The sequence below is a fragment of the Paenibacillus sp. FSL H8-0048 genome, assembly GCF_038002825.1.
Taxonomy (GTDB): domain Bacteria; phylum Bacillota; class Bacilli; order Paenibacillales; family Paenibacillaceae; genus Paenibacillus_AQ.
In genome coordinates this window covers 3245127-3258620 of record NZ_JBBODF010000001.1, presented here as the reverse complement: position 1 = coordinate 3258620, position 13494 = coordinate 3245127, and the positions used below count along the sequence as shown (strand labels likewise).

At 54.8% G+C, this 13494-nt stretch carries 13 protein-coding genes; 5 read left to right on the top strand and 8 right to left on the bottom strand.

Annotated elements, in window-relative coordinates:
* From NSU18_RS13880 to NSU18_RS13865, 4 genes are all read right to left on the bottom strand, one after another.
* Nucleotides 1–1233: a Ger(x)C family spore germination protein gene (locus NSU18_RS13880; protein ID WP_341019061.1), complete on the bottom strand. Its 1233-nt coding sequence runs from the start codon at nucleotides 1231–1233 to the stop codon at nucleotides 1–3.
* Nucleotides 1230–2333: a GerAB/ArcD/ProY family transporter gene (locus NSU18_RS13875; protein ID WP_341019062.1), complete on the bottom strand. Its 1104-nt coding sequence runs from the start codon at nucleotides 2331–2333 to the stop codon at nucleotides 1230–1232. The genes NSU18_RS13880 and NSU18_RS13875 overlap by 4 nt, the downstream gene beginning before the upstream one ends.
* Complete coding sequence (locus NSU18_RS13870) at nucleotides 2330–3952, bottom strand: spore germination protein (RefSeq protein ID WP_341149297.1); 1623 nt, start codon at nucleotides 3950–3952, stop codon at nucleotides 2330–2332. The genes NSU18_RS13875 and NSU18_RS13870 overlap by 4 nt, the downstream gene beginning before the upstream one ends.
* Nucleotides 3953–4181: 229 nt before the next feature.
* A complete protein-coding gene (locus NSU18_RS13865) occupies nucleotides 4182–5348 on the bottom strand; it encodes a phosphodiester glycosidase family protein (RefSeq protein ID WP_341019064.1) in 1167 nt (388 codons plus the stop codon).
* Between the two features lie 321 nt (nucleotides 5349–5669).
* On the opposite strand from NSU18_RS13865, the gene NSU18_RS13860 reads away from it, so the two are divergent.
* Entirely contained in the window at nucleotides 5670–6521 is an 852-nt protein-coding gene (locus NSU18_RS13860; protein WP_341019066.1) for a GGDEF domain-containing protein, read from the top strand.
* Between the two features lie 242 nt (nucleotides 6522–6763).
* On the opposite strand, the gene NSU18_RS13855 is transcribed toward NSU18_RS13860, so the two are convergent.
* Nucleotides 6764–7498 (bottom strand): glycerophosphodiester phosphodiesterase, encoded by a 735-nt coding sequence (locus tag NSU18_RS13855; RefSeq protein ID WP_341019068.1) that lies wholly within the window; start codon nucleotides 7496–7498, stop codon nucleotides 6764–6766.
* A gap of 235 nt (nucleotides 7499–7733) precedes the next feature.
* Between NSU18_RS13855 and NSU18_RS13850 the strand changes: the two genes are divergently transcribed.
* The gene (locus NSU18_RS13850; RefSeq protein ID WP_341149296.1) at nucleotides 7734–8225 is read left to right on the top strand and encodes an NAD(+) diphosphatase; all 492 of its coding nucleotides are present in this window, start codon (nucleotides 7734–7736) and stop codon (nucleotides 8223–8225) included.
* A gap of 26 nt (nucleotides 8226–8251) precedes the next feature.
* Here the strand turns inward: NSU18_RS13850 and NSU18_RS13845 are convergent, their stop codons facing one another.
* Both NSU18_RS13845 and NSU18_RS13840 read right to left on the bottom strand, forming a co-directional pair.
* The gene (locus NSU18_RS13845) at nucleotides 8252–8854 is read right to left on the bottom strand and encodes a hypothetical protein (protein ID WP_341149295.1); all 603 of its coding nucleotides are present in this window, start codon (nucleotides 8852–8854) and stop codon (nucleotides 8252–8254) included.
* A gap of 111 nt (nucleotides 8855–8965) precedes the next feature.
* Nucleotides 8966–9640: a sensor domain-containing protein gene (locus NSU18_RS13840; protein ID WP_341019072.1), complete on the bottom strand. Its 675-nt coding sequence runs from the start codon at nucleotides 9638–9640 to the stop codon at nucleotides 8966–8968.
* Between the two features lie 212 nt (nucleotides 9641–9852).
* On the opposite strand from NSU18_RS13840, the gene NSU18_RS13835 reads away from it, so the two are divergent.
* The 3 genes from NSU18_RS13835 to NSU18_RS13825 all read left to right on the top strand — a co-directional run bounded on the left by NSU18_RS13835 (nucleotide 9853) and on the right by NSU18_RS13825 (nucleotide 12802).
* The gene (locus tag NSU18_RS13835; RefSeq protein WP_341149294.1) at nucleotides 9853–10545 is read left to right on the top strand and encodes a copper homeostasis protein CutC; all 693 of its coding nucleotides are present in this window, start codon (nucleotides 9853–9855) and stop codon (nucleotides 10543–10545) included.
* A gap of 221 nt (nucleotides 10546–10766) precedes the next feature.
* Nucleotides 10767–11822: an SPFH domain-containing protein gene (locus NSU18_RS13830; protein ID WP_341019075.1), complete on the top strand. Its 1056-nt coding sequence runs from the start codon at nucleotides 10767–10769 to the stop codon at nucleotides 11820–11822.
* The gene (locus NSU18_RS13825) at nucleotides 11819–12802 is read left to right on the top strand and encodes a sugar kinase (protein ID WP_341149293.1); all 984 of its coding nucleotides are present in this window, start codon (nucleotides 11819–11821) and stop codon (nucleotides 12800–12802) included. The genes NSU18_RS13830 and NSU18_RS13825 overlap by 4 nt, the downstream gene beginning before the upstream one ends.
* A 119-nt stretch (nucleotides 12803–12921) precedes the next feature.
* Here the strand turns inward: NSU18_RS13825 and NSU18_RS13820 are convergent, their stop codons facing one another.
* A complete protein-coding gene (locus NSU18_RS13820; RefSeq protein WP_341149292.1) occupies nucleotides 12922–13467 on the bottom strand; it encodes a hypothetical protein in 546 nt (181 codons plus the stop codon).
* Nucleotides 13468–13494 lie beyond the last annotated feature (27 nt).

Sequence of the window (13494 nt, the reverse complement as noted above, 5' to 3'; positions counted from 1 at the left end):
TTACTTCTGCTGGACAGATTTGAACGATTTGTTGCTGAGTCCGGTCTGTTCCATCTCAATGGAGACCTGCGGGCGGAGCTCGATCGCCTGAAAGACGCTGTCCCAGCTCTTCTCCTGCTCAATCTGCTTCCAGCGCTTCGGATCGCTCCGGTGTATTCTTACGGCAAACCCGGTGACGTCAGCCTTCAGCCGCTTGACCTCTGTCCAGGCGTTATTCATCAGCTCCAGCACCCGCTGCTCCAGCGATTCCTCCATTTCACTGATTGCCTTGCGTTCATTCAGATCCATGACACTGCCAAGCTCTGTCAGAACACCGCTACCCTTAACGTTAACCTCCATCACATAATGATCCTTGGCCCAGACCGGCCTGACGGTAGTGGCTGAATTCTGCAGGACGAAGGAGGCATCCAGCTTGTCGCTTGTTGCCGGCCGGGAGGGGAAGGCGATGGTGGCAGAATCAACATTATCGGTTAGAAAAGAAAGCCCGAAGGCCTGCTTCTGGCTGAGCCAGCCAGCGAACGTATCTCCTTTAATAACGCCCAGCCTTCCCAGAGCCAGCCGCGAGGGCAGGTCGGTAACTGCGGTCTCACTGGTCTCATCCATCGTCTGGGAGCCAGTCAGCAGAATCTCCGGCAACACCGCGCTTTTGGACTCGGAGGACAGTGACATTGCCAGCTCATACAGTCGGGTTCCGGGATAGTAGGACAAGAGCCGGGATTCTTGTTCAATCATAAGCTGGATGCCTGCCCCTTGATTCTTGGTCATCTGCATCAGCTGATCCAGAATGACACCGGCCTCCCCCTCAGATATGAAGACATATACTGTTTCTCTGGCATCCTGCTTGCGCAGGAAGATATCAATTAGCTGATGAATCCCGTGGCGGGCGAGGCTCTCCCCGATCACGGCAATCCGGGAGTGGGAGAAGAACATCTCCCGCGTACTGGTCAGATTCGTCCGTTCGATGGCCTCCATGATCGTCCGGCCCTTGACGGTGAACGTGAGAAAGGGAGGCGAACTGGTGCTGCCCCCTCCGCTGCCGCCCATACCGCTGGCCCCTGAAGAGGGATTGATGACCTGATAGGTCGCCTTCCATTGATTGTTCTCCCAGTCATAGGCGGAGCCGGAGGTAATGCCCAGCTCGTTAAGCTCCCGGTCATCCCAGCAGCCGGAGAGCAGGAGGGAGAGAAGCGGGAGACAGAGAATCAGGCACAACAGGGTTCTTTGTTTGTTCATGTGTCCCATCCTTTCCGCCTGGATCTTGATTTCTGCACCTTGTTCAGCAAGACTGCGCCCAGCGGTATCAGAACGTTGAACAGGAAGAAGACCACGAACCGCCCTTCCTCGTTATAGACATTCAGCTTAGCGGAGCTTTCCCAGGAGAACAGGCACTCCAGAGCAATGATCAGACCCAGCGCGCCGATGAAGGGCCGGCTGCTGCTGACCCGGAATGTCTGCTTGAAGCATTCCACCGTCACGAACAGGAAGATGGCGAATTTGAGATAGATCGACAGCACCCAATACGAGATGAAGAGAATATCGAGCTTCTCTATGAACCGGCCGATCCGGAGGATGCTGATGGTAGCGAAGCCAGGGTAGCTGCTGAGCTTAATGAATTCCGGACCGAAGACCATCAGGGCTGTGATCAGGGAGAACATCATCAGTACCGCCACGAACAGCAAGCCTGTCCAGCCGATAATCTTGGCCCGCTGTGGGTATTGCAGGTAAGGGGCCAGGAACAGCAGCACCGCCACTTCAGACATCCATGCAGTCGGAGTCAGGCTCGCCAGGGTGATCTCAGCCAGATTATGATCGAACATAGGCAACAGATGATGCACATTCAGGTCGTTGTACAGCCCAAACAGATAAAGCGGTACGAAGAACAGATAGAGCAGAATGACCAGACTGTTCACCCTGGCGATCGCTTCAAGGCCCTGCCTAACCATATAGATGGTGATGAAGAGAATGAGTATGACCAGCACCGTGACCGGGGTGTTGATCAGGACGTTGTCTTTCAAGAAATTGACGAACTCCCGCAGAATGGTTGCGGTGGTGTCCAGGTAGAACTGGAGCATCAGCAGACCCAGGATGACTGCAACCACCGGGGAGCTTTTCTCCCCCACCCACTCCAGAAAAGGAGCGCCGTTGCTGTTCTGAATCACCGCCCCGACGATCCACGCAATGAGCAGTCCCGCCACAGTAGACATGATAATTGCCAACGGAGCGTCCTGCTCTGCATAGGTGCTGATAATGATAGGCAGCACGACAGTAGCTGTCGGTAGGATGGTATTGACCACAAGCATGGCAGCTTGGGTGGTGCCGATTTTTCCATTCATGCTGGACCCTCTCCCTGCGGCTTAGGCTGTGCCGGTGATGGATTAGCTGCATTTTCAACGGGCTGCGGCTTCTGGTTAGGGACTTGTCTGCGGGTCTCCTTGCCCAGATTGGTCTTCGGACGCATATTCATGTTCCATAGCGGAACACGGATGAAGATATCCTTCAGATAACGCGGAATCATCGGCGCTACGGGAGACAGATAAGGCACGCCGAAGGAGCGCAGGCCCGCCATGTGAATCAGCAGCACCATCAGGAAGGACATAATGCCGAACAGGCCGAGCGAGGCGGCGATGAACATCATCACGAAGCGGATCAGCCGGATAGAGTTGGCGATGGCGAGTGAGGGAATCACGAAGTTCGAGATGGCGGTAAAAGAAACCACAATGACCATCGCCGCCGAGACCAGCCCGGCCTGAACGGCAGCCTGCCCCAGCACCAGTGCACCGACGATGGAGATGGCCGGCCCGATGGTCCGCGGCATACGTACCCCTGCTTCACGAAGCACGTCGAAGGTCAGCTCCATCAGCAGCGCCTCTGCGAAGGCGGGGAGCGGAACGCCTTCCCGCTGGGCAGCCAGACTGATTAGCAGCGTGGTCGGCAGCATCTCCTGGTGAAAGGTAGTAACGGCAATATAAAGTGCAGGCAGCAGCATAGAGACGAAGAAGGCACCATAGCGGATCAGCCGCAGGAAGGAGGAAATATCATACCGCTGGTAGTAATCCTCGCTGGATTGAAAAAAGTTGAAGAAGGTGGACGGGGCCAGCAGCGCAAAGGGAGTGCCGTCAATGATAATCCCGACCTGGCCTTCCAGAATGCCTCCGGCCATAGCGTCAGGACGTTCGGTATTCTGAATGGTGGGAAAGGGTGTCAGACCGCCGTCCTGTATGAATTCTTCAATATAATTGCTCTCCAGAATGGCGTCGGTATTGATGGCGTTCAGCCGGCGGCGGATTTCGGTCAGCACCTGTTCACTGGCGAGGCCCTTCAGATAAACGAGGGCAATTCCGGTCCCGGTATGCTGGCCGATGGTATATTCCTCAATCCTCAGATCGGCGGTTTTCAGGCGGCGGCGCAGCATGGCGGTCCCGGTGCGCAGGCTCTCGGTGAAGCCTTCCTTGGGCCCGCGGATAACTCCCTGGGAGGTTGGCTCATTAATGCTTCTTTTCTCCCAGCCGGAGGTGTCGGCGGCCAGTGCGGCCTGAAGCCCCTCGAACAGTATCAGGGTATAGCCGTCAAAAAGCAGGGGCAGCAGCACCTCCAGGGTCCGCGCCTCCTTAACTCCTCCAATTGGCAGGATGTGCTCCTTTATCAGGTTGAAGGCAGCTTCTGTGGTAATGCTATCTCCGTTCAGGGTGCTGTTCTCCATCAAGGACTGGAGGACGGCCTGGTTGACGGTGTCGGCGTTGACCAGACCGTCAATAAAGATGAAGGCAAGGGTAAGCGGATGCTGGGCATCACTCTTATAATGGCGGATGACAATATCCGAGCTGCTGCCGACCCTGCGGTTCAATTCGTGCAAATTATCCTCAAGGGAGAGCTTCAGCGGAAGCGGTGCAGGTACGGAGGTTTCTACAGGATCTTGGGTAGTCTTGCGGCTCTTCTTCGGCTCTTGTGGCATCTTGGGGGCTCCCTTCTGCTGAAATCTGGATGTACTCCCTGTATTATCCCCATAGGCGTATTCCTTATTCTGCCTGATTGCAGACTGAACTGAGCGCGTATAGCAGCAACTGGAATCAAAAAAGAAACCGCCTCTTGGGAATGGCAGCTTCGCCGTATTCCATAAAGGCAGTTTCATATAATACAGTTTAATAAACACAACTTAAGATTTGAACTCTAAGCTGGGTACATTATTTAGTCTGAACGACCAAAGCGTTGCTGATCAGGCGTCCCGGAGTCGTCAGGTACTTGCCGTTGTAATATAGGCCGCTGGAGGCGCCGCCATCAAGGTTCATCGCCTGGTAGGCTCCGGCCTGCTTCATAATTTCCGCCAGCTGGGGAATTGTTGCCCCGCCGGAGGTCAGCAGAATCAGCTTATGATCGCGGGTAATGCCCAGCGCGCTGCGGGAACCTCCGCCGGTCAGGATTTTAGGGTCCCGGAAGCCTTCCCCCGCCACATTCAGCGCGACCTTTCCGTTAACCAGCAGCCGAGGTCCAGCTTGGAGTGCACCGAGAATGGAACCGGAATCGAAGCGTGCCTTAAATTCACTGCCCGGAATGAGCTCAGCAAGCATGTTGCGGTCGTAAGCGAAGACTGCCCGTTTGTCTCCAGAGCTGTTCTTCAGCATCTTGCCGCCGCTGATGATGTAGCCGTAAGGAGCCTTGAAGGCATCATTAGTGTATGCAGCGAAGAACGTGCCGTTGATGGCGGCGACAGCATTGCTTCGCTTGGCGATGCTGGCAAGAGCTTCAGTCTTGCCGACGGTATTCCCGGCCAGAACGGCATCCAGCTTCACCGATGGATGCAGCAGGGAGACTGTGACCGTCTGGACGCTGAAGGAGCGGCTGCCGACCTTGTAGGTATGATGTCCGCTGATTACAGCAGGCGAGCCGCTTTTGATCAGGCTGCCGTTCTGTACAGGCAGCGTGGCTGTCTCTGCAGTCCCAGCATCGGCTCTGCTTGTCAGCGTAAGCGATCCGGCCTCTGTATTCCACTGGAGCTGTATGCCAAGTGTCTGGCTTACCAGAGACAAGGGGACGTAGGTGGTCCCGTTCTCACTGAAAGACCGCACACTTACGGTAACGGGCTTGCCGTTGACGGAAGCCCCGGGCTTGCCTGGAGTGAAGGTAATGGAATTCTCACCGCGTGATATCTGGATCTGGCCGCCGGAAGCGGTAAGCACAGACTGGATACCGGCGAAGCCGTTCAGGAAGCGGAGCGGGATGAAGGAGTGATTCTCCTTGTCCACATACACGGCAAGCTTAGGCTGCGGTGCTGCAGCGGCACCGGATTGCATGGCTGGAAGAAGGATTGCCAGCAGACAGAAGGCGGTAAAGAGGGTGAACAGTTTTTTCATGATACACAAAATCTCCTTTGGATTGTAGCAGGTTCATCTGCAGGTTAGGATGATTCTGGAACAGACCCCAGAATGCAGCACTTGAGCTACCATCATATAATCGTCTCCCGTTACCGTCAATGGAGCATGCATGAATTTCATTACAATAAAGCGCCGTTCCTGCCGATAATAGACTTAGCGCTAATCCGTGCCAGGGGGATTCATTTACAGCGTCTCTTGCCGGAGTTGTTCAGAATTTGTTCAGTCTGTTCCTGTACAGTAGCGCTTGAAAGCGATAAATTCATAAATTCATTTGATAGGCTGAAGGAGGGCGTAAGACTAGTGGAAGAGGCCCGCAATTATATGCTGACGATTCTATCCATACTTATAGGAGTCCTGACCGTATATAGCACGCTCAGACTGACAAGGGATTTCTTCAGACAACCGCAAAGAACCCGGGCGGTCCGCTCGAGCCTTGTGGTACTGGTAATTAGTGCAGGGCTTGGTTGCATGCATCTGCTGGGCAGAAGAGCCTTAACCGGCTTCGATACAGAAGGCAGAAGCCTGCTTATTCCTTTGTTCCTGTACGTGCTGACACTTGCGGGTATTCTGTATCTGTTCCTGCGGTTGCGCATGATCCTTGGGGAGCGTGAGCAGCTCAAGGAATTGGCCTACCGCGATACGCTGACCGGCCTGCTGAATAAGAACGGAATGGATCATTTCTGGGATCATTGCAAAGTGAGCGAGCAGCTTGCGGTATTATATCTGGACCTGAACCGGTTCAAATCGATTAACGATACCCTCGGCCATCATACAGGGGATCTGTTATTGGAGGCCGTTGGAACCAGCCTGCAGCAATTCACCTGCAAGGGCAAGCGGCATATTTTCCGGGTGGGCGGAGATGAATTCGTCATTATCGCCAAACGCTACAGCCGCAAGGAGGCGGAACAGCTTGCCCTTAAGGTTCTGGAGCGCATCACCCGTACCTATAAGCTGGAGAGCCATGAATTATTTGTGTCCGCGAGTGTCGGCATCACGATAAGCCAGGGCCGGATCGATCCGAAGCGGCTGCTTCAGGAGGCGGATTCGGCTATGTACAATGCCAAGCAGCTGGGAAGCGGGCGTTATGCCGTATACAAGCAGGAGGGCCGTATTCCTTCCGTGAAGCTGGTCAGCAGCTCAAGAGCACAATGAGGTTTATGTTGGAGAAAAGGCACTTATTCAGCCGCAACGTAAGTCTTATAAGGAAGCAGTTGGTAAATGTACACTTAATCTGCCGAATCCGCCGGATTTAGAAGAAATCGGGCCGGTTAAGTGTTGTTTCTCCAACTGTTTTTAGTGTTAGCTCCTGTTACACCAAATTAGGTGTACAAATTCCACTTTGTTCACCCGCCGGACGGCGCCATCCTATGGACAGCGCAGCCGTGTTACATAAGTCAGACGCCTCTGGCAGCCAGAAGCCCGGCCAGCATATCCGGATGATCGGTAATGATTCCCGCCACCTCAGCATCGATTAATGCCTGCATCCGCTCGGGATCATTAACCGTCCACGGATGATAGACAATCCCTTTCTCCGCAGCGGCATTCACGAACTCCGGCAGTACTGAGGAATGATGGGCATGCAGCGCATCCGCCTGCAGGGTAGCCGCGTAATTCCAGGGACGGTACAGTCCCTCACCGTAGAGAATACCCGTACGGATCTCTGGTGCCAGTGATTTGCAGTAGGCCAGGGAATAGTGATTGAAGCTGGAGATTACCACCCGCTCACTCATGCCTTGCTCCCTTACAGCGGCGATTACCTTCTCTTCCATGCCGGGATAGAGGAAGGTCCCGTTCTTCAGCTCTATATTCAGAATCGTCTCCCGGCCCTGCAGCAGATCCAGCAGCTCGTCCAGTGTCGGAATCCGTTCTCCTGCGAACTCAGGGCTGAACCAGGAGCCTGCGTCCACCTCCAGCACCTCACGAAGCGTCTTATCCTTCACATAACCGCTGCCTGAAGTGGTGCGGTTAAGACTCTCATCATGGATCACTACTACTGCTCCGTCACTGGTCATTTGTACGTCGGTCTCAATGCCGGTTGCACCAAGCTCCAGACCCTTGCGGAAGGCCGCCATTGTGTTCTCCGGGGCGGCTGCGGATGCGCCGCGATGCGCGAAATTAATGATGTTCATGTCGAGTAGTTCCCTCCATCTCTATGATGTAATGCAGCCCGTAGTGTCCGGGCCCCTTATAGTATATTCCACATCACGTCAAGAAACCCTGTCCCCTGCTCTATAAAGGACGGGTTTCTTGAATTATATCGTGGTGCGTCTGGAAGCAATCGCTTAGAATAGACAACAACAATACTACCTACAGAAAGAAGCGATAGAATTGAAGTTTTGTCTGGAATGCGGAAAGCCTTTGGTCATGAAGGAATGCAATGGAGAAGGAGAGGTACCCTACTGTGAAGCCTGCGCCGTCTTCAGATTCCCTGTGTTCAGCACAGCGGTGAGTACAGCCGTACTGAACCGGGAGCTCGATAGAATCCTGCTCATCCAGCAGTATAAGCGTAAGGATTACATTCTGCTCGCCGGGTATGTGAATAAGGGTGAGAACGCCGAAGCGGCCCTGATCCGAGAAGTGAAGGAAGAAGCGGGGCTTGAGGTGGTTGCTTATGAATATATGCGCAGCCAGTATTTCGCCCCGTCTAATACATTAATGCTCAATTACATCAGCGTGGCTGACACGGAGGACCTGAGTGCCATGAGCGACGAACTGGACCACGCAGCCTGGTTCACCCTGGATGAAGCTGCGGACGCCATATTACCAGGCAGCCTCGCAGAGAGCTTCCTGCTTACCATTATTGATAAGCTGAGGCAGGGGCGGGCTCTGGAGGATTTCACAGCGGTTGTCCGGTAATTGCGAATTCTGAGGGTTAGGAATCCTTATGCAGAGACGATGTCGCGGATTCTCTCATGTACCTGCTGCGCCTCCAGGAAGGCTGCGGAATATTGCAGATCTGTTTTGCGGGCCGGCAGGCGTGGCGGGAGAAAAGGAATGGATACCACAGGCGTATCTGCGCTGCTGAAATAGATTCTGAGCGTCAGCTCGCGGATCTCTTCGGCAGGATTGCCGCCCTGGACAGGCTCTGTGAATTCATAGCCTGCGGCGGCACCTGCCCGTATTCTCGGTGCACTGGTGGTAATCCGGCTGGTCTTGCTGACCTTGCTGAGCGTCAGGGCATTCTCGACAATCTCTGCCCCAAGGATGGCATCGAATGTATACAGGGTGGCTGTCGCCGGCTCCGGCTTCCCCGGATGCAGCAGCCCGATGGCGAGTGCCTGGCCCTCTTCGTCCAGGGCAATCAGATGGGATTCGTCCGGAGTAATGAACCGTTGGGGGAATTTCAGGCTGAAGGCAGACAGGGCATGGGTAGCCCCGCTGTGGCCCGCTGCCTTGGGGCGGGAGAGTCTGTACTGAAGAACCGCAGCCAACAGCAGGAGAGACACGCCAAGCACAGCAAACAGATACACCAGGATCATGAGCACTGAACCGCCTCCTCACAAGGTTGTGCGGGCCGCCCGTCCTTCAATCAATACGGGCACAACCCGCTTGGTAAGCTTTGGCAAGTGAACTATTAATAGATATGCGGGAAGAGATCAGGTATGTATGACTTCAAGCGGGGTACTGCCGGAATTCACAGAGGTTCCTGACACTGCACTGATCCAGGCCGCGTACAGACGTCCAAGACCCACAAGCAGCAGCGGCAGAAGCAGCAGCAGTACAAATCCGGTTCCGCATAGCATCCACGAGCGTTCATCTGAGGTTGTGCCGGACAGGAAGAAGAAGACCTCCGGGTCCAGCATATTAAGATCATAGGAGAATACCGATGAACTGATTCGCTGAGCCACAGGTGACAGAAGAGCGCTGAAGGCCACCGCAGGCAGGACCAGCGCAAGTGTGAAGCCCAGAATCCCTGCGGGCAGCTGGAGGAGACTGTACAGGATTCCCCGGTACGATTCCCTGTCACGGAGCTGGTGTCCTAATGTCCGCAGCCCCTCCCAGCGGAAGGCGGGGGCAGGATCCGCTATAACAGCGGGCTTCCCGGTTCCCCGTCGGCTGTTGCTGCCGGACCAGGCTTCAACTGTTCTGTGTTCACTGGACATCATGCTGCGGCACCAGGCCAAGGTCAGGGCCAGCAGCGGCAGCCCCACCCATATAATAATCAGGGGCAGGCTTGCACACAGACCTGTAACAGCAATTATGAAGGCGATGATTCCTTTGGGCAGGGAGAGCATTAATATTTTCCACGCGTCTATACTTTGTCTTATCATTCAGGGCACTCCATTCCGGATTTCCAAATTTCAACTTCTTCAGTATAGAGGCTTCATCCCGAGAACACACTCTCCAAAAGGCGGGAAAAATACTGGTCGCAGGTCCAGTACTGACATAGTCAGGAATCTACCTGCTATTTACTATGTTTATCATTATACTAAGGTAAAGCGGCTTACAAGGATTACGACTAAGAAGGGGAGTGTAGCAATTTATGCTGTTAGAGGTTATAGCAACTACAGTAAGTGATGCGGTCACAGCGGAGCGTTATGGTGCTGACCGGATTGAACTGGTCACGGGCATCCGGGAGGGCGGATTAACGCCCAGTCTGGGCTTGATTGAAGCGGTCCGGGAGCAGGTCAGCATTCCGGTGAGAGTAATGGTGAGGCCGCATGCACGCTCCTTCGTGTATGATGCATCCGATGTGGAGACCATGCTGCGCGATATCCGCCATATAGCCCGGGTAGGCGGGCTGTCCGTGGTGATGGGAATGCTCCGGGAGGACCGGACGATAGACGAAGAGCTGCTGAGCCGGCTGCTGGAGCGGGCAGCAGGGATGGAGGTTACCTTCCATCGTGCGTTTGACGAGGTGCCGGACCAGCTTGAAGCTCTAGAGGTTCTGAAGCGGTATCCGCAGATTACCGATATCCTGACCTCCGGCGGGACTGCTGCTGCAGGTACGCCGGGCGGTATGGTGAGACTTGCTGTACTGGAACGGCTGTCTGCCGGTTCTTCGCTCTCCATCCTGGCAGGCAGCGGCTTGAATGCCGCAGACCTGAAGGATTTCGTTACACGAACTGGCGTGCGCCGGGTACATTTTGGTTCGGCAGTCCGGGAGGACGGTGACCCGCTGAAGCCGGTAGACCCGGAGCGGCTCGCAGCCATCCGTACGCTTCTCAAGCTCTAGAGCGGAAAAACAATCCTGAAGGTAAGGATAGAATTGAACACAGATGCTGCCATCTATATGGCGGCTACTTTTTTTGCAATTTTGTTAATAACATATTGATAATATCAAGAAGGTCTGCTATGATGTTGTTAATAACATATTAATAATAACAATTAATTAATAACTGAGTTCCCCTCTGCTCAAGAGATGACTCAGAATACAACCCCTAGGAGGTAATGACCATGTTCGGATTCCGGTTCGTGAAATTTCAGCCCAGTGATTATGTGCTTAAGGTGAAGAATGGCAAGGTAGTGCGTGAGGGGGTCGGGCTTTCTTTTCATTATTATGCGCCGACGACTTCGGTGGTGGTGGTGCCTGTGTCCTCGATAGATGTTCCATTCATGTTCGAGGAAATTACTGCGGACTATCAGACGGTAACCGTCCAGGGACAGCTGACCTACCGGATTGTCGATTACCGCAAGACCACCCAGATCCTCAACTACACCTATAATCTCAAAAAGAACACCTATCTCTCCGACGATCCGCACAAGCTGGCTCAGCGGGTAATTAATATCGCTAAGGTCCTGACCAAGAAGCAGCTCGGGCAGCTCCCGCTGAAGGAGGCGATCCAGTCGAGTGAACGGCTGGCCAAGATGATTACCCATGAAATCGGCCAGAGTGCGGAGATTGAGAAGCTGGGCATAGAGCTGATGGGCTTGTCCATTCTGGCGATTGTACCGAATAAGGAGACGCTGCGTGCCTTGGAAGCGCAGGCCAGGGAGGAGATGCTCCGTAACGCGGATAATGCGCTCTATGAGCGGCGTAACGCTTCGATTGAGCAGGAACGGCGGGTGAAGGAGAATGAGCTGAATACAGAGATCGCCGTTCAGACGAAGAAGCGGCAGATGCGTGAGGCGCTGCTTGATTCTGACCGTTCAGCGAAGCAGAAGCAGAATGAGATGAAGGAAGAGCAGCTGATTTTTGATACGGAGCTGGAGGAGAAGAAGCAGGCGCTGATTGAGCTGGCCATAGCGAATAAGAGAGCTGAAGCGGATGCCAAGGCTTACGAGCTGACGGCGGTAATGAATTCGCTGCAAAATGTATCGCCTAACGTTCTGCAGGCGCTGACGAATGTCGGCATGAACCCGGATAAGCTGATCGCCATCGCCTTCCAGGAGCTGGCGGAGAACGCCGGGAAGATCGGCCAGCTTAACATTACGCCGGATCTGCTGCAAGGAATCATGGCCGGTTCGGCAGCAGGCGGCGCCGGAGCAGAAAGAGGAGGTAACGGACGATGAGCACCCGGGGATCGGAGAACAAAATCATACTGGTCAAACGCAAGACCCGCCTGGAGGAGCTGGTGGTCCGCTACAATACGATCCAGCAGGCCCAGTTCTATATTGAACGGCTGGGCGCCGATTTCAGCGACTACTTAAGCGAGGATTTCCAATACCGCAAGGCGGTGGAGACCGCAGTGACCGAGCTCAGCGCCATCGGCCGGCTCCAGGTGCTGGAGCGGCAGCATGTGCCGAATTTCATCTTTGGGGCCGAGGATACCGTTGTGGTCCTGGGCCAGGACGGTCTGGTCGCCAATACACTGAAATACCTTCACGAGCAGCCGCTGATCGGAGTGAATCCTGATCCGCTGCGCTGGGATGGCGTGCTGCTGCCCTTCAGAGTCAAGGAAGTCCGGCAAGTGGTGACGGAGGTGCTGCGCGCCCAGCGCCAGGTCCGTGAGGTCACCCTTGCCAAGGTGGAGCTGAATGACGGCCAGAGCCTGTACGGGGTGAACGATCTGTTCATCGGCCGCCGGACCCATGTCTCGGCCCGGTATCAGCTGGAGCTGAACGGGCAGCTGGAGCAGCAGTCCTCCAGCGGCATCATTGTCTCGACGGGACTTGGCTCCACGGGCTGGCTCAAGAGTGTGCTTGCCGGAGCCGCAGGAATCGTCAGCCGTGCCGCTCAAATGCAGCATGCAGAGGCTGAATGGACAGCCCCGGTGTCTGCGGAGATTGCCGCAGTCAGCGCGGGCAGCGGGCTGGCCTGGAACCATCCCGAGCTGTACTTCACTGTGCGGGAGCCTTTTCCAAGCCGGACGACTTCAGCAGAGCTGGTATTCGGGAGAATCAGCAGCCGTCTGCCGCTCCGTATCACCTCACAGATGCCGGAGGACGGCGTGATCTTCAGCGATGGTGTGGAGAGCGATTATCTGGAGTTCAACTCCGGGGTGGAAGCGACGGTTGGGCTGGCGGAGAAGACCGGCAGGCTGGTAGTTTAAACGGTGCGCAGACCGACAGGGACTGCCCGGTATGCCAAAAGGGTTCTCTCAGCTTCCGCTGCTGCGGTCTGAGAGAACCCTTTTAAACGATAAACGAATGGTCTATGCTCCCACGCTACTTACTGGAAGCTTCTTCCCTGGTTCATTGGAGAGTTATAGGAGGAGCCTCCAGACATCGGTGTATGCATAGGTTGGTGGTTGATCCCTGCGTTGATCGGGCTGTGCAGTGAGTTCACCGGCTGGCTGCTTGAAGTGAAGGACGGGCTGAAAGATGAGTTATAACCTGTACCCATTCCGCTCATATTAGAGTTCTGATTCACAGAGTTGAAGCCCTGAATGCCTGTACCAAAGCTCTGGTGCTCCGGATTTATTCTATGAATATCATTGGTATTGAAGCCGGAAGTCTGCGGGTACTGCTCCATCGCTCTGACCGACTGCGAGATCTGCTGCAGCTGCTGCATCGCGGTCTGATGGCCCTGCAGCGCCTGCTGGATCATCTGAATGGCCTTGCTGTTATGCTGGCTGAGCTCCTGGAGCTTGGCGGCATCCTGCTGCTCCTGCTGAAGAAGCTGCTGGTAATTCTGCGTCCCCTGCTGGGTCTGTGCCATCAGCTGCTGAACGATTTGCTCGCATTCCCGGATCTGTGCAGATGAGTTGATATTCAAAATTGTTAGCCTCCTTGAAATGGGTGT

What these genes read in the sequence shown, in the direction of transcription:
- NSU18_RS13870 (WP_341149297.1), bottom strand. Translation starts at nt 3,952, where the DNA reads ATGCCACAAGAGCCGAAGAAGAGCCGCAAGACTACCCAAGATCCTGTA.
- NSU18_RS13840 (WP_341019072.1), bottom strand. Translation starts at nt 9,640, where the DNA reads ATGATAAGACAAAGTATAGACGCGTGGAAAATATTAATGCTCTCCCTG.
- NSU18_RS13830 (WP_341019075.1), top strand. Translation starts at nt 10,767, where the DNA reads ATGTTCGGATTCCGGTTCGTGAAATTTCAGCCCAGTGATTATGTGCTT.
- NSU18_RS13855 (WP_341019068.1), bottom strand. Translation starts at nt 7,498, where the DNA reads ATGAACATCATTAATTTCGCGCATCGCGGCGCATCCGCAGCCGCCCCG.
- NSU18_RS13835 (WP_341149294.1), top strand. Translation starts at nt 9,853, where the DNA reads ATGCTGTTAGAGGTTATAGCAACTACAGTAAGTGATGCGGTCACAGCG.
- NSU18_RS13850 (WP_341149296.1), top strand. Translation starts at nt 7,734, where the DNA reads ATGAAGGAATGCAATGGAGAAGGAGAGGTACCCTACTGTGAAGCCTGC.
- NSU18_RS13880 (WP_341019061.1), bottom strand. Translation starts at nt 1,233, where the DNA reads ATGAACAAACAAAGAACCCTGTTGTGCCTGATTCTCTGTCTCCCGCTT.
- NSU18_RS13875 (WP_341019062.1), bottom strand. Translation starts at nt 2,333, where the DNA reads ATGAATGGAAAAATCGGCACCACCCAAGCTGCCATGCTTGTGGTCAAT.
- NSU18_RS13865 (WP_341019064.1), bottom strand. Translation starts at nt 5,348, where the DNA reads ATGAAAAAACTGTTCACCCTCTTTACCGCCTTCTGTCTGCTGGCAATC.
- NSU18_RS13825 (WP_341149293.1), top strand. Translation starts at nt 11,819, where the DNA reads ATGAGCACCCGGGGATCGGAGAACAAAATCATACTGGTCAAACGCAAG.